This window comes from Ruegeria sp. BE3, from assembly GCF_056538865.1.
The window spans coordinates 578,780-597,171 of the sequence record NZ_JBQFTW010000001.1; the positions used below are offsets into that span (position 1 = coordinate 578,780).

Sequence of the window (18,392 nt, forward strand, 5' to 3'; positions counted from 1 at the left end):
TCGCTTATGAAACACTACTCAGCCTTTGCTGTGGCGCGTGAAGCGCTGCGCTATCACACCGGGTGGGAACGCGCCTGGCGTTCGCCCGAGCCGAAGAAGCGTTATGACGTCATCATCGTTGGTGCCGGCGGGCATGGCCTGGCGACGGCCTATTACCTGGGCAAGAACTACGGCATCCAGAATGTTGCCGTGATCGAGAAAGGCTGGCTGGGCGGTGGCAACACCGGTCGGAACACGACTATCATCCGGTCGAACTACCTGCAGGACCCGTCGGCGGCGATCTACGAAAAGGCGCGTAGCCTGTATGAAGATTTGAGCCAGGAGCTGAACTATAACGTCATGTTCAGCCCACGCGGCGTGATCATGCTGGCGCAGACTCAGCATGAGATCCGTGGTTATCAGCGTACGGCGCATGCGAACGCACTGCAGGGTGTGAAAACCGAGTGGATCGGCCCCGAACGTGTCAAAGAACTGGTGCCGATCATCAATCTGGAAGGCCCGCGCTATCCGGTTCTGGGCGGGCTCTGGCAGGAACGTGGCGGCACCGCGCGGCACGATGCCGTGGCATGGGGCTATGCCCGCGCCTGTTCAGCCATGGGCATGGACATCATCCAGAAATGCGAAGTCACTGGCGTACGGTCCGAGAACGGTCGTGTTGTTGGGGTCGACACCACAAAAGGGGCCATCGACTGTGACAAGCTGGGCGTTGTAGTTGCTGGACACTCGGGTCAGTTGGCCGAGATGGCTGGCTTCCGTCTGCCGCTGGAAGCCGTTGCGCTGCAGGCGCTGGTCTCTGAGCCGATCAAACCCTGCATGGATGTGGTCGTGATGGCCAATACCGTTCACGGCTATATGTCTCAGTCCGACAAGGGCGAGATGGTGATTGGCGGCGGTACGGACGGGTTCAACAACTACACCCAGCGGGGCTCGTTCCATCACATCGAGGAAACCGTCCGCGCATTAGTCGAAACCTTTCCGATGATCTCGCGTCTGAAAATGCTACGCCAGTGGGGTGGGATTGTGGATATGACCGGCGACCGTTCGCCCATTCTGTCGAAAACACCGCTGCAAGGCTGCTTTATCAATGCGGGTTGGGGCACCGGTGGTTTCAAGGCCATTCCGGGGTCGGGTTGGGGCATGGCACAGCTGATGGCTACGGGTCATTCGCCGCTGACCGAAGCCTTCTCGCTGGACCGCTTCAAAGAGGGCCGTTTCATCGACGAAAGCGTCGCGGCCGGGGTGGCGCACTGATGAAGATTTTTCGTCGAAAAATCTCGCACTCCCGTCATGCAGATTTCGCAGGCAGCCTCGTCTCGCCTGCTGCCAAGAGGATGATCACATGCTGATCCTGAATTGCCCTTATTGCGGCGTCGATGCCGAAGAAACTGAGCTGGCCGCTGGCGGCGAGGCGCATCTGAAGCGTTATGGCCCGGGCTCGTCGGATGATGAGTTCCACGACTATCTGTTCATGCGCGAAAACCCAAAAGGCGTCCATTTCGAACGCTGGCGTCATGCCAATGGATGCGGCAAGTGGTTCCACGCCGCGCGCTGCACGAATACGCTTGAGGTCTTTGGCACCTATCCGGCGCAGACCACCGAACCGCCGCAAGAGATCAAGGACGCCATCACCGCCAAACGTCCCGGCTGGACGTGGAGAGAATACGAATGATCCACACAGCCATCCGTAATACCGCCTGCGAAAGGTCCGCATCATGAGCACCCGTCTCGCAAAACAAGGCCGCCTGATCGATCGGTCTAAAAAGGTTTCTTTCACCTTCAACGGCACCTCTATGCAGGGCTTCGAGGGTGACACGCTCGCGTCTGCCCTGTTGGCCAATGATCAGATGATGATGGGCCGTTCGTTCAAGTACCACCGCCCGCGCGGCGTTGTCGCCAGCGGTGCGGAAGAGCCGAACGCTCTGGTCGGTCTCGGTGAGGGCAACCGGTTCGAGCCGAACCAGCGCGCCACCACGACCGAGTTGTTCAACGGCCTGACATCCGTGTCGCAGAACCACTGGCCAAACCTCGAGTTCGACATCGGGTCAATCAATACCCATTTGTCGCGCTTTCTGCCGGCTGGCTTCTACTACAAGATGTTCATCCATCCGAAGCCATTCTGGAAGCACGTCTACGAGCCGTTTATCCGTCAGTCTGCAGGTCTGGGCAAAGCGCCGGACAAGGACAACCGAGATGCGGACACCTATGAGCATTTTTACCACTTTACCGATGTTCTGGTGATTGGTGGCGGTGTCGCAGGTTTGCAAGCCGCCAAGGTGGCGGCCCAGTCCGGTGCCAAGGTGATGCTGATCGAGCAGACCGCGCATTGGGGCGGTCGCGCTCCGGTTGATGGCGGAACCATCAACGGTGAGCCTGTGGATAAGTTCGTGGAACAATTGGTTTCCGAACTCGAAACAATGGACAACGTGATCATACGCAATCGCTGCATGGGCGCGGGGGTCTATGACCACGGTTATGTGCTCGGGTATGAGCGCCTGACAGACCACAAGCCGGGTACGCAAGGCCCACGTCATCGCCTGTGGCGCATTCGTGCGAAACAGGTCGTGACCGCGACCGGTGCCATCGAGCGTCCGCTGTCATTTGCGGGCAACGATGTGCCGGGCGTCATGCTGGCGTCGGCCATGCGCGACTATGTTGTCAACTGGGGCGTAACACCGGGTGAGCGCGTGATTGTCGCCACCAATAATGACGACGCTTACCGGACCGCGATCATCCTGAAACAGGCCGGTGTGGATGTCCTGCGTGTGGTTGATGCGCGCGACACGGCCGGCCCCCTCGCCGAAGAGGCGCGTCAGCTGGGTATCCGCGTTGATCCCGGCAAGGCGATCGCCAAGGTCAAAGGTGGCAAGCGTGTCAAGAAGGTTGCCATCTGTAATCAAGAGGGAATTGGCGGCGCTCGGGAAGAGGTCGAATGTGACGCGGTCGCCATGTCGGGCGGTTGGTCCCCGGTCGTGCATATGTGGTCGCATTGCGGTGGCAAGCTGATCTGGGATGAGGCCAACGCGCATTTCCGCCCCGACCCATCGCGTCCTCCGCTGGGGGCCGATGGCGAAGGTTTCGTGCTCGCCGCTGGGGCCTCGAACGGTCCGCTGGCTTTGGGCAAAGTTCTGACCGATGCGGATGCAGCGGGTAAAGCGGCAGCCAAGGCAGCCGGGTTCAGCGCGAAGCGCACCAAAGCGCCGGTTGGCGAAACCACAGCCGAAGCCCCGATGGCAGCCGTCTGGCTGATGCCCTCGAATGCCGAGATTGGCCTGCGCATGAAATCGTGGCTGGACTTCCAGAACGACGTGAAAGTTTCGGACGTTCAGCTTGCCGCACGCGAAGGCTATGAAAGCGTCGAACACACCAAGCGTTACACAACGCTAGGCATGGCGACGGATCAGGGTAAGTTAAGCAATATCAATGGACTGGCGATCCTTGCTGATGCGTTGGATTCAGAGATCCCAAAAGTCGGCACCACCACCTTCCGCCCACCTTATACCCCCATCTCGATGGCGTCGATTGGCGGTGAGGCGCGTGGTGAGGTGTTCCAGCCGATCCGTCAAACCCCGATGCACAATTGGCACGACAAGAACGGCGCGGACTGGGAGCCGGTCGGCCATTGGCGCCGTACATACGTCTATGTCCGTCCCGGTGAATCCGTGCATGACGCGGTGAACCGTGAGGTCAAGAACACCCGCGAAAACCTCGGTCTGCTGGATGCGTCGACACTGGGTAAACTGATCGTCAAAGGCCCCGATGCGGGTAAGTTCCTCGACATGATGTACACCAACATGATGTCCACGCTAAAGGTCGGCAAATGCCGCTATGGCCTGATGTGTTCCGAGAACGGCTTCCTGATCGATGACGGCGTTGTTGCCCGTATCGACGAGGACACATGGCTATGCCACACCACCACCGGTGGGGCCGAGCGTATCCATGGTCACATGGAAGAATGGCTGCAAACGGAGTGGTGGGACTGGAAGGTCTATGTGGCCAACGTGACCGAGCAGTACGCTCAGGTCGCCGTGGTTGGCCCTAATGCCCGCAAGGTTCTGGAGAAACTTGGCGGCATGGATGTCTCAAAAGAGGCGCTGCCGTTCATGGAATGGCGCGATGGCAAGATCGGTGACTTCGATTGCCGCGCCTATCGTATCTCGTTCTCGGGCGAGCTGTCCTATGAAATTGCCGTGCCTGCAAGTCAGGGGCAGGCGTTCTGGGACGCGCTGATGGATGCAGGCAAAGAGTTCGGCGTGATGCCATACGGCACCGAATGTCTGCACATCCTGCGGGCCGAGAAGGGCTTTATCATGATCGGTGATGAGACCGATGGCACCGTGATCCCGCAGGATCTGGGGCTGCACTGGGCGCTGTCCAAAAAGAAAGAAGACTACCTCGGCAAACGCGCCCATTCGCGGACCCACATGGCTGATCCTGAACGCTGGAAACTGGTCGGGTTGGAGACTGTGGATGGATCGGTTCTGCCCGACGGTGCTTATGCAGTAGGCGAGGGCGTCAACGCCAACGGTCAACGCAACATGATTGGACGTGTCACCTCGACCTACTACTCGGCCAATCTGGTTAAAGGTATCGCCATGGGCCTGGTCAAGCACGGCCCTGACCGTATGGGCGAGATTATCGAATTCCCGGGAACGGACGACAAAACTTACAAAGCCAAGATCGTGGACCCGATCTTCTATGATAAGGACGGGGAGAAGCAGAATGTCTGAACCCATCAGCGCACTGAACCACGCCAGCTATGACGGTATCGCCAAGGTCGAGGAATGCGGCCTGCAAGGCATGATCACGCTGCGCGGAGACCTGTCCGACAAGGTGCTGGCCAAGGCGGTCAAGGACGCCACCGGGAAGAAGATGCCTGGTCAGCGAGAGGCTCTGGTCGAGGGTGATACCGGCGTGTGCTGGATGTCCACCGACGAGCTACTGGTGCTTGTGCCCTATGCTGAGGTGGAGGCCAAACTGGCCGCGATGACCAACGCGCTTGGCGGTACGCATGCGCTGGCCGCCAATGTCTCGGATGCCCGTGCGGTGTTTACGGTCTCGGGCAGCAAAGCGCGCGAAGTTCTGGGCAAGGTTGCTCCGGTCGACCTGTCTCTTGCGGCGTTCCAACCGGGCCAGATCCGCCGTTCGCGCCTCGCGCAGGTGGCTGGTGCCTTCTGGATGGACGACGCCGAGACCTTCCGCATCGTTTGCTTCCGTTCCGCCGCGGATTATGCCTTCAAACTGCTGAAGGTTGCGGCGCAGCCTGGCAGCGAGGTCGGGGTTTATTAAGCCCTGATCGCCTGATGATATGTGGGTGCGGGGGCTTTGCCCCCTCGGCCTTCGGCCTCAATCCCAAGGCACTTCTGTCTAAATGAAAGTCGGATCTCTGTCTCGGGTGTCAGGGGTTCGCGCTGAACAGGAATGTCGGGAACTGAGTGAGTGCACGCTGGCCCGTGAGGGCTGACTTGCCGGTTTCGCCTGTGTGTGGGTCGTGGCAATGGCGATAGAAAGCCAGGTCTTTTGATAGTTTGTTCATAGCTGCGCTGCGGTTGTCTGCGCTCAGATAAGGTGCGTGCGTTGAGAGAAACAGCGCAGGGTTATCTATTTTTAACCAAGGCAGCAGAGAAGGCAGGACCGAAAATTCAGCGCCTTCGATATCCATTTTGACCAAAGACACGTTAGACAGGTCGACGGATTCAGAAAATTGATCCCAACCGACAGTGAGTGCGTCAGTGCCATGGCTTCCGTCGTGGAGCAATGACGAGGTGGAATCACCTGCCTCTCCGTGTGCCGATGCCATTCGGGTCACCCCAAACCCCTCAGACAAGGCGATGCTGAAGGCTGATACGTTGCGGATGTCGTTCAACTCTAGATTCCAGACCAAGTGGCGATAAGCCACTGGGTCAGGCTCAAAACACCAGACATGGCGAGCGCGGCGCGCGGCGTATAGGACCGTAGGGCCGATCCATGCACCAATATCGAGATAGTCATGCTCGGGCGACAGACATTGGTCCAGCACCGAAAATGTCTCGGGCTCCCACCGCCCGGCTGATGCCTTGCGCCAGAATTTCGAGTGGTAGGGGTCCAGGCGAAAAGGTTCACCATTCAGGTTGCCCGCATAGTATCCGCGGGCGCGATAGAACATTTTGCGCGCCTGTGTCAGCATCGCGGGCCTCCGGGTTTTCTTGTCTCAGCCCTTGACCTGCGGCATTTGCCAAAGCATGTAACCTTTGGAAACCGCAACATTCATTTCAACAGGGGGCCGAGATGGCTTTTGAACTTCCTGATCTTCCTTATGCACATGACGCGCTGGCAGCCAAGGGTATGTCCGCAGAAACGCTGGAATATCACCATGACCTGCACCACAAGGCCTATGTCGATAACGGCAACAAGCTGATTGCGGGCACCGAGTGGGACGGCAAGTCGCTGGAAGAGATCATCGTTGGCACCTACGACGCGAACGCCGTCGCTCAGAACGGTATCTTCAACAACATCAGCCAGCTGTGGAACCACAACCAGTTCTGGGAGATGATGGGCCCTGACGGTAACGCGATGCCCGGCGAGCTGGAGAAGGCTCTGACCGAAAGCTTCGGTTCGGTTGACGAGTTCAAGTCGCAGTTCAGCGCCGCTGGTGCCGGTCAGTTCGGTTCTGGCTGGGCATGGCTGGTTAAGAACGCAGACGGTTCGCTGGCCGTAACCAAGACCGAGAACGGCGTGAACCCGCTGTGCTTCGGTCAGACCGCCCTCTTGGGTTGCGACGTGTGGGAGCATTCCTACTACATCGATTTCCGCAACAAGCGCCCGGCCTACCTGTCGAACTTCCTCGACAACCTGGTGAACTGGGAAAACGTCGCATCGCGGATGTGATTTGATCCAAACGGGATCAAAAGTGGCCTGCTGGCGGTGACGCTGGTGGGCCTTTCGTTTTAAATGGGTGTTTCTATTGCTGTGGTGGTGCTTCGCAAACGGCGTCAAATGACAGTTCTGAGCTTAATCTAGACATTGACGAACGGCTGTGCCCACTGTGGGCCATGTCGCTGACGGAAGACCTGAAGCAAATTCTAGAAACTACCCTGCCAACCGATCCCAGTTTTCGGCGGATCGAGAAAGCCGTGATAGACAGCTGCATTAGTGACTGCAGACGATACGCTTTGGAAGGCTCAAAAGAGGCCTTTCTGATTTCCGCGATGCGCCTATTGGCACTTCCCAACAATGGGCACACACGGCTGATCCCGAATGATGCGATCTCGGTGCTCCCGCTGAGGTTCGTGAGCGTGGGGCGTTCGGTGCAACTCATAGGGGCGGCACCAAGGGTAACTGCGCCGCGAGGCGAGTTGATTGCAGTCAACGGTGCAGCTTTGAGCCAAATCGAAGCCGCCTCAAATGAGTTTCTGGCGGGAACGCGCCAAAGAAAACGGGTCATCGGATCAATTCTTCTGGCTTGGCCGTATGCTCTGGCTCATCTGGGGTTTTCTTCAAAAGACGATACGACCGAGTATCGCGTGCAAGACGAGAATGGGCGGATAACCGGTTTCAAAGTGGAAAATGGATATACCGTTCCTGCATCAACGCTCTACCCGAGAAACGAACACGGCAAGGTTGATCCGGCCTGGAAACCTAAGAGATTTGTGGAGATTGAGGACTGGCAGGGATTGGGGCTTTCAATAGTGTTGCCAAGTTTCTTTGATCCAGACGAAAGTGCGCTGCCGAAAGCTATCTCGGGTGCAGCAGAACATGTACGCGCCTGGCCGGACAAAACGCTCTTGATTGACATTCGTGGAAACACTGGTGGCGACTTTCTTCAAACGATGCCATTGATCGACGCCATCTCGGAAAACGCAGGCAGTCAGGTTGTTGTGCTTGTCGATAAATTCACGTTTTCCGCAGCGATCGTGTTTGTAGCCATCCTTAAACGTCGTGTGAGAGATAGGCTCAAACTCATCGGGGAAGAAATGGGTGATGGGTTGAAGTTCTTTGCTGAGGGTGGGCTGCTCGATTTGCCGACAAGCGGAGCGGTCGTTCGATACTCATCAGCCTTTCACGACTGGAAGAATGGAACGACCGACGAAACCACTCCGTCCGAGATCGTGCAGCAAATCGTACCCGCCGGGGCACTGAACTTGGATCGGGAATGGGTCGCAGGACCTGCTGATGCGGATGCACAAGGCGCGTTCTACCAACGAGTACTCAAAAGCCTGAGCGATTAGACGAACTGCCAGTAAGCCCGCTTGGCTGACTCTACAGATTGTGTCATGCGAACGTGCTGATCCAACTCGGCGACGCAGCCGCGAGAGAAAACCTGCCGATACGTCAACTTTCGACCCAAGACCTATTGTACCGGCCCGCACAACCCCTAGCTATAGTATGCGGAGGGAGAGAACCGCCAATACATTCAGGACTGATCACGCAGCGCGCGGAAACATCTAGATCGCGCGATAGATAAGCTGTGTCCAGGGGACGGGGAAAGCCACGTCAATCTTTGCAGGAGACTATAATGGCCGCACTTGAACAGGGAACATGGGTTATCATTGCTGATGGGGAAAAGGCTCTGGTGATGGAGAACATTACCGACGCGCAGGACCCCAATCTCGTTGTCGTATCCGTCGAGGAGCAGGAGGTGACCCCGGCAAAACCCTCCGACAGGGCAGGGCGCAGGTCCGATACCGGCCCTAATCAGAAATCCGCCGTGGAAGAGGATACCTGGAAGGCTCACGCTAAATCCCTGTTTGTTCAGGACGTGGCCAATCTGCTGAACCGGAAGGGGCTGAAGGGGGCCTATAAGCGGTTGGTTCTGGTCGCCAGTCCCCATGTGCTGGGCCTGTTGCGGCGCAGGTTGCATAGCGAAGTATTGGCGAAAGTGGTGGCCGAGGTGGACAAGACTTTGACCAACCATCCGCTGCACAAAGTCGAACGCATCCTCAAGTCGCGGCTTGCAAAGCCCGCCTGACCATCAAGCGAAGGTACGGGCGGTTACGACCGCCCGATTGCCTGTCTTTTTAGTTAAGAAAGTCACGCAGCCGAGCCATGGCCTCATCAGGCGTGCCGACCCAAGTGATGAAGTCGGCCAGTGACGTATCGGCAAAGCCCTGATTGATCACCTGATCTAGCAGCGTATGCAGCGCATCCCAGTAGCCGTCGACATTCAGCACCAGAATGGGTTTGTCATGCAGACCCAGCTGCCGCCATGTGAGCGCCTCGAACAGTTCATCCAGCGACCCGGGGCCGCCGGGCAGCACGATCACCGCATCTGCGTTCATGATCATGACCTTCTTGCGCTCGTGCATGGTCTCGGTGACCACAAATCGCGTCAGATCGGTTTTGCCGACTTCGCGCTGCAGCAGGTGGACAGGGATGACGCCGAATGTGTCTCCTCCGGCAGTTTGTGCAGCACGCGCAACCTCACCCATCAGTCCCACATCTCCTGCGCCGTAGACCAGACGCCAGCCTTCGTTGGCCAGCAGGGTGCCGAACGACCGGGCCGCCTCGGAATAGGCCGGACTCGCACCATTGCGTGACCCGCAATACACACACACGGATTTCTGGGACATGGGTCGGTCTCTCTGCTCTTGTGTTCGGGGTTTTGACCCCTGATAGCGGGATTGATAGGTTGGCTCAACCGTCTGTCGGAATGCTTGGCTGTCAAAGCATTTACGCGACGGAGTGAAAGGAAAAGAATGAACGCCAATTCGGGAAGCGGAAGCTCGGGCACCTTCATCTGGGGGCTGGTTGCCGGGATTGTTGCAGTGATCGCCGCTGGCGGATTGTACTTGTCGGGTATCTTCGGCACAGCGCCAGAGCCACAGACGCCTGAGGTGGCCGAGGTGGCTCAGCCAGACGAAGAGACGGCTGAGGCCACGCCAGAGCCCGAAGCCGGGCCGATCGAAGAGACGCCATCCGAAACGGTTGAGGCGGAGCCAGAAAACGAAGAGGTCGCGGCCCCCGCCGTGCAGGCGCCTGTTCTGGATCAGATTTTTGTCGAACCCGACGGCAACGCCGTTCTGTCAGGCAATGCCGAACCGGGGGTCGAGATCATCGTGCTGCTGGACGGAGAGACCGTGCACAGCTTTGTCGTGGATAACAGTGGTCAATTTGCCGAGTTTGTTACGATCCCGTTTGCAGATGCTGCGCGTGGGCTGGTGCTGGAAGTACAGGGTGATGGTGAACCCGTGCGGTCGGATGACTATCTGATTGCGGCATTGCCGAAGCCACCTGCGCCTGAGGAAACCACTCCTTCCGTTGAAGAGCCAAGCGTTGAAGTTGCCGAGGCCGAGACGACCCTGGAAGCACAGGAACCGAATGAGGAAACCACCGAGGCGGTGACGGAATCAGAACCCGAAGCGCCCGCGTCGGAGACTGCTGAGGCAGACACGACAGACGTTGCCAGTGGCGAAACGGATGTGACTGAGCAGGCTGAGGCGACGCCAGAGCCGCAACCTGAGGCGGAAGCATCGCAAACCACCGAAAGCCAAGATCAGCAGATCGCGGTCATCCGGTCCGGAGAAGAGGGCGTCGAACTCGTTCAGCCTCCAACCGTTACGGATGTCCCGCCCAAGCAGATTGCTCTGGATACGATCGGCTACTCGGATACCGGCGACGTGGAACTGACGGGTCGCGCACAGGATGGATCGGCCGTGCGCCTTTATCTCGATAACCGGCTGATCGCCGACCTGCCACCCGCGCCGGACGGCCAGTGGCGTGGCGAAGTCGAAGGCATTGATCCGGGTGTTTACACCTTGCGCGTGGATGAAGTCGCACCCGATGGTACCGTGGTCAGTCGGCTTGAAACACCGTTCAAACGCGAACCCGTCGAAGTCTTACGCGCCGCCGAAGAGACCGAGCAGGGCGAGACCCCGAGCGAGACGCCTCCGATCCGGTCCGTCACCGTGCAACAGGGTGATACACTCTGGGCAATCTCGCGTGAGCGGTTTGGCGACGGTATCCTCTATGTCAGGCTGTTCGAGGCAAACCGCGATTCAATCCGCGATCCAGACCTGATCTATCCGGGGCAGATTTTCACCATCCCCGAGTAACACTCTGCCTCGGCCCGTTCGGGCCGGCGCATTCTCTGACCGCAGTCAAGGTACGTGATGAGACGATCCTCAGCCCTGAAAGTTGATGCCGACGAACAGCGTTCCGGCTGGCGCACGATCCGCAAGGTCGCGCCCTATCTCTGGCCCGATGACGAGGCCTGGGTAAAGCGCCGGGTGGTTCTGGCGCTGGTGATGCTGGTGGTCGCCAAGCTGATCGCGGTCTATACCCCGATCCTTTACAAAGGCGCGGTAGACGGTCTGGCGGGCGAAGGTGTTCCACCGCTGGCGCTGGGGGCGGTGGGGCTGACGGTGGCCTATGGCGTCGCGCGTATGATGACGGTGGGCTTTCAGCAGTTGCGCGACGCGCTGTTTGCACCGGTGGGTCAGCGGGCGCTGCGGGCTTTGGCGCTGGAAACGTTTCAGCATATCCATCAGCTTTCGATGCGCTACCACGTCACCCGACGCACCGGCGGTCTGAGCCGGATCATCGAACGCGGGGTTAAGGGTGTCGAGTTCCTGCTGCGGTTCCTGCTGTTCTCCATCGGGCCGCTGATACTGGAATTGCTGTTGGTGGCCATTATCCTGATGTGGCTGTTCGACGTCTGGTATCTGGTCGTAGTGGCGGCGACCATCGCGCTGTACATCTGGTTCACCTTCGCCGTGACCGAGTGGCGCGTAAAGCTGCGCCGCGAGATGAATGATCAGGACACCGAGGCCAATCAGCGCGCCATCGACAGTCTTCTGAACTTCGAAACAGTCAAGTATTTCAACGCTGAAACACGCGAAGCTGAACGCTATGACGTTTCGATGAAGGCTTATGCCAAGGCGGCATTGAAGACCGCCTATTCGCTGGCTTTCCTGAATTTTGGCCAGTCCTTCCTGATCACCTGTGGTCTGATTGGCGTAATGGTTCTTGCCGCAATCGGTGTGCAAAACGGTCAGCTGACCGTGGGCGATTTCGTGATGGTCAATGCCTATATGATCCAGATCACCGTGCCGCTGAACTTTTTAGGCACGGTCTATCGCGAAATCCGTCAGTCGCTGGTGGATATGGGGCAGATGTTCGACCTGCTCGAACAACCTGCCGAGGTCACCGATAAGCCTTGCGCGCCGAACCTGAAAGTCAATGGGGGCGAAGTCACTCTGGAAGATGTGCGCTTTGGCTATGAGGCAGACCGCGAAATTCTCAAGGGTGTGTCCCTGACAGTCCCGGCGGGGCAGACTGTGGCCATCGTGGGGGCGACCGGGTCAGGCAAATCTACCATCGGGCGGTTGCTGTTCCGGTTCTACGATGTCACCGGCGGCGCGTTGAAGATCGACGGGCAGGATGTGCGTGATGTCAGTCAGCCCAGCCTGCACGCGTCTATCGGAGTCGTGCCGCAGGATACAGTGCTGTTCAACGATACGATCCGCTACAACATCGCTTATGGCCGGGAAGGGGCGTCGCAGGAGGATGTTGAGGCGGCGGCCAGGTCCGCACAGATCCATGACTTCATTACCAGCCTGCCCGAGGGCTATGACACCAAGGTGGGCGAGCGTGGTCTGAAATTGTCCGGCGGCGAGAAACAGCGGGTCGGCATCGCGCGTACGTTGCTCAAGAACCCTCCGATCCTGCTGTTGGACGAGGCAACCTCGGCACTGGATACCGACACCGAACAGGACATCAAGGACGCGCTGGCCCGCGCGGGCGAGGGGCGCACGGTGATCACCATCGCGCATCGTCTCAGCACCATTGCCGAGGCTGACCGGATCGTTGTTCTGGAACGTGGTGAGATTATCGAGCAGGGCACTCATGATGAGTTGCTGGCGCGTGAAGGTCGTTATGCCCAGCTTTGGAGCCGCCAGCAATCGGATGCGCAGGCGGCCTGATCCCACGACTTTGATATGCTATGATGGGGCCTTGATAGGCGGAGGATTTACTATGTTTGGATGTCCAAAGACCTTCAGTGCCCCAATTATCGCCGTCCTGATCCTATTGCCCGGGATCGCCCTTTCAGACCCCATTGTGGGTGTCTGGAAGACCGAGCCGGATCGCAAGAACCTGACCTCTCACATCAAGATCACTGCCTGTGGTGACAAATTCTGCGGTCAAATTCTGTCGGCCTATGATCCGTCGGGCAAAGAGGTGCAGACACCGAATATCGGCAAAAAGCTGTTCTGGGATGTCGCCAGCGAAGGTGGTGGCAAATATGGCGGCGGTGAGTTCTGGGTGCCGTTGATCAATGTCGATGCGGTACCGCAGATGACGTTGCAGGGCGACACGCTGCAGGTCAAAGGGTGCGAACATCTGGTCTGTGCCCATCAGACCTGGTCACGGTTGAAGGGCTAAGAGAAAGGGCCGGAAGATCCGGCCCTTGTGGTGTCATTCTGCTGCTTTGAGTGGCGGTCCAGGCGGCTGATCCGGATCCTGTTTGACCTCGGACGCAGTGCCATCGTTCCAAACAATCTCGGTCGCTTGCATGTCGCGTGCGCTCTGGTCGATGGCCATGTCCTGCGCGATCTTGCTGGAGCGCCCCTGTGTGGCCCGCGCCAGCGCCTTGCCGAGCCAGACCGCATAAGTCGTCACCCACACCCGCAACGCCAGCAGCGAGGGCGTCACGATCAGCGTCAGCACCGTCGCCGTGCCCAGACCAAACACCACTGCTGTCGCCAATTGCTTCCACCACAGCGCGGTGGGGCTGTCGATTGAGTAGCCGCCATTGATGAAGTCCAGAGACAGCCCGAACATCATTGGCGTCAGACCCGCCATGGTGGTCAGGGTGGTCAGCAGAACGGGACGAATACGTGCCTCGGCGGTGCGGACGATGGCCTCGATCCGGGGCATATAGCGACTGTACTCCTGATAGGTATCGATCAGAACGATATTGTTGTTCACCACGATCCCCGCCAGCGCCACGATGCCCGTCCCGGTCATGATGATCGAGAACGGCTGCTGCATCACCATCATCCCGATCAGAACACCGGTGGTCGACAGCACCACCGCCAACAATACCAGCACCGAGTTGTAGAACGAGTTGAACTGTGCCAGCAGGATCACGAACATCAGACCCAATGCTGCGAGGAAGGCGCTGGACAGGAAGGCTTGGCTCTCGGCCTGATCTTCCTGATCGCCGGTCCATTCCCAACTGATGGTGCGACCGAACGGATCGGTCTGCAGCCATTCCGTCAGCACCGCGATCCGCTCGTTCGGGTTGATCAGAGTAAAGCTGGCGCTGCCATCTTCGATGCTTGCGCGCAGTTGGCCGATATTCTCTGCACCGGTCAGTTGCACCAGCTCATATTCGCTGCCATCGGGACCGGTGATGATGGCTCGGTCAGAGGTTGCTCCCTCGGCCAGCGGGCGCACGACGGCCAGCCGCTCAGTGCTGCCATCCGGGCCACTGGCCACGACCTTGCTCAACCCCGGTTCGACATCGGCTTTCACGTCATAGTAACGCTGCTGATCGACCCGGTTGATCTCGGCCAGTTTGGCCACCGGCTGGCGGGTCACGAAGTTTGAGAGCGGCACCAGCCCGTCCGGCGTGCGGACCTTGAGCGTATCGAGCGTCGACAGCACTCGATCCTGATCGGGCAGGCGGACGCGGATTTCGATCTCTTCATCGGTCGAATCCGGGCGCATTTCACCCAGCAGGATACCGCGGGTCACAAGCTGCACCATTGCGCCGACGGTGGCGACGTCCGCGCCAAAACGCCCTGCCTTGGCGACGTCAACGTCGATCTGCCAGTCGATGCCGGGCAGGGGCAGGGTGTCTTCGATCTTGATCAGACCGGGGGTCTGTTCGAACGCCTCCCGTGCGGCGAGAGCGGAAGAGGTCAGCTCTTCCCAACCGTCGCCCTTGATGCGCAGATGGACGGGCTTGGCCGAGGCGGGGCCTTGTTCAAGTGGCAGAATTTCGACGACGAATCCGGGGATCTTGGCCAGTTCGGCATTCAGCTCATCCAGCACGAAATCGCCATCATATTCCGGCGCGATCACGTGGCGGTCGAAGAGCCCCCCGAAGATAGGCTCCGATACATTCGGACGATCCTCCCACGGGATGATCTCGAACTGAACGCGGCCCACGGTATCCGCGGGGGCGGTGGCTCCGCCGTTATTCTGGTTCAGGCCACCTTCACCGGCAAAGGCAAAAACGTTGATCACAGCCGGATGGGCGCTGATAACCTTTTCTGCCTCCAGAACCATCTCGTCCTTCTCGGCCAAAGACAGGTTGCCGCGAGCCCTGACATAAGCCGTGGCCTGTTCGGGTTCGCTTTCAACAAAGAATTCAACACCGCGGTTGTTTTCGCCAAAGACAGTCATGACGCTGATCACAGCGAAACCGACTAGACCAAGCGACACGATTGGCATGATCGGATTGCCGACCAGGAATTTGATCACATAGCCAAACGGCGTGTGTTCTTTGGCGGTATGCACATGATCATCCGGCGCGCGCTGGATTTTGGCAGCGCTCAGAGTGACCGACCCGGCGAAAGCGCCGAAGAGGAACATCAGAGCCCCGGCAATCGCGCCTCCGGGCAGCAGATAGCCGGGGTTCAGCATCTGCATCGCACCAAGGAAGATCGTGTACAGCGACGGCGGCACCAACAACAAGCGCACCCACCAGGGCGTTCTTGCCCGCAGCCAGTTCGAGCTGCGGTCGAAACTACGGCTCATCCGGCCGGAGACGCCCCCCACGACAGGAAGATAGAGCAGCGCCACGATCAACGACGCGGACAGCACGAAGATAAGCGTGATTGGCAGCATCTTCATGAATTCGCCTGGAATGCCAGGCCAGAACAGCATCGGCAGGAATGCGCACAAGGTCGTGGCGGTCGAAGAGACAATCGGCCAGAACATCCGTTGCGCGGCCTCGACATAGGCGTGCATCGGACCGACGCCTTCTTTTATGCGTTTGTCGGCATATTCCACCACAACGATGGCACCATCGACCAACATACCCACGGCAAGAATCAGGCCGAACATAACCATGTTCGAGATTGTGACCCCGATCATCGCCAGAAACGCGAAACACAGCAGGAACGAGGTCGGGATCGCAAAACCCACCAACAACGCGGCGCGTGTTCCCAGAGACGCCAGAACCACGATCATCACAAGTGCGACGGCGGTCAGGACGGACCCTTCAAGCTGACGCACCATTGAATCGACGATGCGACTCTGGTCGTTCGAGGTGCCCACATCAACAGCGGCCCGCAGCTCGGCTGGCCACTTGGTCTGGGCCTCGGCCACGGTGGCTTTGATCAGCGCGACCGTATCGATCAAGTTATAGCCCTTGCGCTTGACCACCTGCAGCGCGACGGTGGACTCTCCGTTGAAGCGGGCCGTGCCTTCGCGGTCTTCGAAAGTATAGTTGATCTCGGCCAGTTCACCCAAGGTAACCACGCGGTCCCCATTGACCTTAACCGGCAGGCCATAGACGTCCTGTGCAGTTTTGAAGGACGAGGGGATTTTGACCGAGAACGTGCCTTGTTCAGTCTCAACTTCACCGGCGGCAATCAGTTGGTTGTTGTTCTGCACCACGCTGATCAGTTCGGCGGCGGTGACGTTATAAGCCTCCAGCCGCAATGGGTCGATCACGACCTCAAGCATCTCGTCACGGTTCCCGGCGATGCCGGCCTCAAGCACAGCATCCAATGCCTCAAGCTCGTCCTGCAGGTCTTTGGCAACGCGTGCCATTGTACGTTCAGGGACGGGACCCGTCAGGTTGACGATGACGATGGGGAATTCCGAGAAGTTAACCTCGGTAATCGTATATTGCTCGGCCCCCTCGGGGAAGTCGGCCTGCGCGCTGTTCATGGCGTCGCGCACGTCTGCGATGGTGGCGGACTTGTCCCAACCGAACTCGAACTCCAATAGAAGGCCCGCATAGCTCTCGGCAGCGGTGGCGGTCATCGTATCCAGCCCGTCGAGATCGGCCATCTCGGTTTCCATCGGCTTGATCAGCAGGCTTTCGCTGTCTTCGGCTGAAATGCCCGGAAACTGCACCGATACGAACAGCATCGGGATGTCGATATCCGGCTCACCTTCTTTCGGCAGGCCCACATAGGCGAACCCGCCAACAACCAGCGAGATCGCGATAAAGGCCAGAACCATCCTGGCCCGGCCTGCGGCCCAACTGACGATCCCCGTCATTGCGATGCTTCCCTGTAGGTCGGTGCAACGGTTACGCCTCTGGTGACGAATTCCTGCCCGATTACGATGATATCAGCGGTTTCAGGCAAGCCACCCACCCAAACGCCATCTGCGGTGTCACGCAGCAGTTGGATCGGCACAAAGTCGACCACATTGTCTGCGACGACGGTTCGCACGCCAATCTGACCTTCGTTGTTCAGGGTTAGCGCCGACTGCGGCAGCAGATGTGCTTTGACACCTTCCGCTGCGATCTGAATATTTGCGGTCTGGCCATCACGGATCAGCAATTCCGGGTTGGGAACAGTGATCTCTACCTCAAAGGTCCGGGTGGTCTCATCGGCTGAGCGGCTGAGGAAAGTCACACGCCCCTCGACCTGCAACCCGGTGACCAGCTGCGCCGACGCCATCGAGCCGACGATGATCCGGTTTACCTCGGTCTCGGGCACGAAACCGACCAGCTTGATCGGGTCCAGCTGGATCACGGTCGCGCACAGCGAACCGGGCTGCATCAGGCTGCCAAGCTCGGCTGTGTCACTTTCCAACAGTCCTTTGAACGGGGCTTCGATGGTGAGCCTGTCCATCTCGCGGTGCGCAGCGGCCACTTCGGCGGTTGCGGCTTCGATCCCGGCTTGGGTAGCCTCCAGCCCAGCCTCGGCGCTTTTGATGCCTGCTTTGGCCGAGCTCATTTCGGCCTCGCTCGAGATGCGGCGGGTTTCCGATCCAAACCCGGTTTCCGACAATTTGCGCGCGGCGGTCAGATTGATTTCGGCTTCGGCCAAACGAGCGTGGGATTCTTGCAGACGCGCTTCAGCTTCGGGCACACGGCTTTCGGCCTCAAGTTTGGCGGCCTTCGCTTCGGCGAGGCTTGCAGGGCGGGTGCCCGGGTCAAGTTCACACAGCAGGTCGCCCGTCTCAACAAAGGCCCCTTTGCGCTTGGGCTCGGAGACAACGGTCGAGGTGGTCTCGGCAAGAACCTCAACCTGACGGTTGGCTTTAGTCTGTCCGCGCAGCTGAACAGCACTGCCAATTTCCCGCGCAGTCGAGCGTGATACGACGACGCCAATCGCGTCCGCGATCTGTGTTTGTTCGGTTTCCGTGGCGTCAACTGGCGCTTCGGTCTGTTCTTCTCCACGGCCAGCAAACGCGAACAACGCGTCGCGTTCGAAAACAAGGAAATACAATGCGACTATAACCAATACGGCGTTGATGAATGAAATCAAACGCATGCGGTGTAT

The 18,392-nt window shown here is 58.8% G+C and carries 14 protein-coding genes; 10 read left to right on the forward strand and 4 right to left on the reverse strand.

Features of this window, described 5'->3' with window-relative positions; all coding sequences use genetic code 11:
• Window positions 1-6 precede the first annotated feature (6 nt).
• From ACR0AZ_RS02850 to ACR0AZ_RS02865, 4 genes are all read left to right on the forward strand, one after another.
• Window positions 7-1,251 carry a sarcosine oxidase subunit beta family protein gene (locus ACR0AZ_RS02850; protein WP_480469392.1) on the forward strand — a complete coding sequence of 415 codons (1,245 nt, stop codon included), beginning with the start codon at window positions 7-9 and terminating at the stop codon, window positions 1,249-1,251.
• Between the two features lie 88 nt (window positions 1,252-1,339).
• Window positions 1,340-1,669, forward strand: coding sequence for a sarcosine oxidase subunit delta (locus tag ACR0AZ_RS02855; RefSeq protein WP_480469393.1), 330 nt, complete (start codon window positions 1,340-1,342; stop codon window positions 1,667-1,669).
• Between the two features lie 43 nt (window positions 1,670-1,712).
• Window positions 1,713-4,727 carry a sarcosine oxidase subunit alpha family protein gene (locus tag ACR0AZ_RS02860; RefSeq protein WP_480666729.1) on the forward strand — a complete coding sequence of 1,005 codons (3,015 nt, stop codon included), beginning with the start codon at window positions 1,713-1,715 and terminating at the stop codon, window positions 4,725-4,727.
• On the forward strand, window positions 4,720-5,286 hold the full coding sequence (locus ACR0AZ_RS02865; protein WP_480666731.1) for a sarcosine oxidase subunit gamma: 567 nt from the start codon (window positions 4,720-4,722) through the stop codon (window positions 5,284-5,286). Before ACR0AZ_RS02860 ends, ACR0AZ_RS02865 begins: the two co-directional genes overlap by 8 nt.
• A 109-nt stretch (window positions 5,287-5,395) precedes the next feature.
• On the opposite strand, the gene ACR0AZ_RS02870 is transcribed toward ACR0AZ_RS02865, so the two are convergent.
• Window positions 5,396-6,163 carry an FkbM family methyltransferase gene (locus ACR0AZ_RS02870; RefSeq protein ID WP_480469396.1) on the reverse strand — a complete coding sequence of 256 codons (768 nt, stop codon included), beginning with the start codon at window positions 6,161-6,163 and terminating at the stop codon, window positions 5,396-5,398.
• Between the two features lie 101 nt (window positions 6,164-6,264).
• Between ACR0AZ_RS02870 and ACR0AZ_RS02875 the strand changes: the two genes are divergently transcribed.
• From ACR0AZ_RS02875 to ACR0AZ_RS02885, 3 genes are all read left to right on the forward strand, one after another.
• Entirely contained in the window at window positions 6,265-6,864 is a 600-nt protein-coding gene (locus ACR0AZ_RS02875) for a superoxide dismutase (protein ID WP_480469397.1), read from the forward strand.
• A gap of 164 nt (window positions 6,865-7,028) precedes the next feature.
• On the forward strand, window positions 7,029-8,204 hold the full coding sequence (locus ACR0AZ_RS02880) for a S41 family peptidase (RefSeq protein WP_480666732.1): 1,176 nt from the start codon (window positions 7,029-7,031) through the stop codon (window positions 8,202-8,204).
• Window positions 8,205-8,491: 287 nt separating this feature from the next.
• Window positions 8,492-8,944 carry a baeRF12 domain-containing protein gene (locus tag ACR0AZ_RS02885; protein WP_480469399.1) on the forward strand — a complete coding sequence of 151 codons (453 nt, stop codon included), beginning with the start codon at window positions 8,492-8,494 and terminating at the stop codon, window positions 8,942-8,944.
• 49 nt (window positions 8,945-8,993) lie between these two features.
• On the opposite strand, the gene ACR0AZ_RS02890 is transcribed toward ACR0AZ_RS02885, so the two are convergent.
• Window positions 8,994-9,545, reverse strand: a complete 552-nt coding sequence (locus ACR0AZ_RS02890) for an LOG family protein (protein WP_480469400.1) — start codon at window positions 9,543-9,545, stop codon at window positions 8,994-8,996.
• A 126-nt stretch (window positions 9,546-9,671) separates the two neighbouring features.
• Between ACR0AZ_RS02890 and ACR0AZ_RS02895 the strand changes: the two genes are divergently transcribed.
• Genes ACR0AZ_RS02895 through ACR0AZ_RS02905 form a run of 3 tightly spaced genes read left to right on the forward strand, consistent with a single transcriptional unit; the run spans window position 9,672 to window position 13,356 of the window.
• Window positions 9,672-11,027: a LysM peptidoglycan-binding domain-containing protein gene (locus ACR0AZ_RS02895; protein WP_480666733.1), complete on the forward strand. Its 1,356-nt coding sequence runs from the start codon at window positions 9,672-9,674 to the stop codon at window positions 11,025-11,027.
• Between the two features lie 57 nt (window positions 11,028-11,084).
• Window positions 11,085-12,896 carry an ABCB family ABC transporter ATP-binding protein/permease gene (locus ACR0AZ_RS02900; protein WP_480469402.1) on the forward strand — a complete coding sequence of 604 codons (1,812 nt, stop codon included), beginning with the start codon at window positions 11,085-11,087 and terminating at the stop codon, window positions 12,894-12,896.
• 52 nt (window positions 12,897-12,948) lie between these two features.
• Entirely contained in the window at window positions 12,949-13,356 is a 408-nt protein-coding gene (locus ACR0AZ_RS02905) for a DUF2147 domain-containing protein (protein WP_480469403.1), read from the forward strand.
• Between the two features lie 33 nt (window positions 13,357-13,389).
• On the opposite strand, the gene ACR0AZ_RS02910 is transcribed toward ACR0AZ_RS02905, so the two are convergent.
• Both ACR0AZ_RS02910 and ACR0AZ_RS02915 read right to left on the reverse strand, forming a co-directional pair.
• The gene (locus ACR0AZ_RS02910) at window positions 13,390-17,157 is read right to left on the reverse strand and encodes an efflux RND transporter permease subunit (RefSeq protein WP_480469404.1); all 3,768 of its coding nucleotides are present in this window, start codon (window positions 17,155-17,157) and stop codon (window positions 13,390-13,392) included.
• Window positions 17,154-18,383 carry an efflux RND transporter periplasmic adaptor subunit gene (locus ACR0AZ_RS02915; RefSeq protein WP_480469405.1) on the reverse strand — a complete coding sequence of 410 codons (1,230 nt, stop codon included), beginning with the start codon at window positions 18,381-18,383 and terminating at the stop codon, window positions 17,154-17,156. The genes ACR0AZ_RS02910 and ACR0AZ_RS02915 overlap by 4 nt, the downstream gene beginning before the upstream one ends.
• Between the last annotated feature and the right edge of the window lie 9 nt (window positions 18,384-18,392).

What these genes read in the sequence shown, in the direction of transcription:
- ACR0AZ_RS02905 (WP_480469403.1), top strand. Translation starts at nt 12,949, where the DNA reads ATGTTTGGATGTCCAAAGACCTTCAGTGCCCCAATTATCGCCGTCCTG.
- ACR0AZ_RS02915 (WP_480469405.1), bottom strand. Translation starts at nt 18,383, where the DNA reads ATGCGTTTGATTTCATTCATCAACGCCGTATTGGTTATAGTCGCATTG.
- ACR0AZ_RS02880 (WP_480666732.1), top strand. Translation starts at nt 7,029, where the DNA reads ATGTCGCTGACGGAAGACCTGAAGCAAATTCTAGAAACTACCCTGCCA.
- ACR0AZ_RS02875 (WP_480469397.1), top strand. Translation starts at nt 6,265, where the DNA reads ATGGCTTTTGAACTTCCTGATCTTCCTTATGCACATGACGCGCTGGCA.
- ACR0AZ_RS02860 (WP_480666729.1), top strand. Translation starts at nt 1,713, where the DNA reads ATGAGCACCCGTCTCGCAAAACAAGGCCGCCTGATCGATCGGTCTAAA.
- ACR0AZ_RS02855 (WP_480469393.1), top strand. Translation starts at nt 1,340, where the DNA reads ATGCTGATCCTGAATTGCCCTTATTGCGGCGTCGATGCCGAAGAAACT.
- ACR0AZ_RS02865 (WP_480666731.1), top strand. Translation starts at nt 4,720, where the DNA reads ATGTCTGAACCCATCAGCGCACTGAACCACGCCAGCTATGACGGTATC.
- ACR0AZ_RS02910 (WP_480469404.1), bottom strand. Translation starts at nt 17,157, where the DNA reads ATGACGGGGATCGTCAGTTGGGCCGCAGGCCGGGCCAGGATGGTTCTG.
- ACR0AZ_RS02870 (WP_480469396.1), bottom strand. Translation starts at nt 6,163, where the DNA reads ATGCTGACACAGGCGCGCAAAATGTTCTATCGCGCCCGCGGATACTAT.
- ACR0AZ_RS02895 (WP_480666733.1), top strand. Translation starts at nt 9,672, where the DNA reads ATGAACGCCAATTCGGGAAGCGGAAGCTCGGGCACCTTCATCTGGGGG.
- ACR0AZ_RS02900 (WP_480469402.1), top strand. Translation starts at nt 11,085, where the DNA reads ATGAGACGATCCTCAGCCCTGAAAGTTGATGCCGACGAACAGCGTTCC.
- ACR0AZ_RS02890 (WP_480469400.1), bottom strand. Translation starts at nt 9,545, where the DNA reads ATGTCCCAGAAATCCGTGTGTGTGTATTGCGGGTCACGCAATGGTGCG.
- ACR0AZ_RS02885 (WP_480469399.1), top strand. Translation starts at nt 8,492, where the DNA reads ATGGCCGCACTTGAACAGGGAACATGGGTTATCATTGCTGATGGGGAA.
- ACR0AZ_RS02850 (WP_480469392.1), top strand. Translation starts at nt 7, where the DNA reads ATGAAACACTACTCAGCCTTTGCTGTGGCGCGTGAAGCGCTGCGCTAT.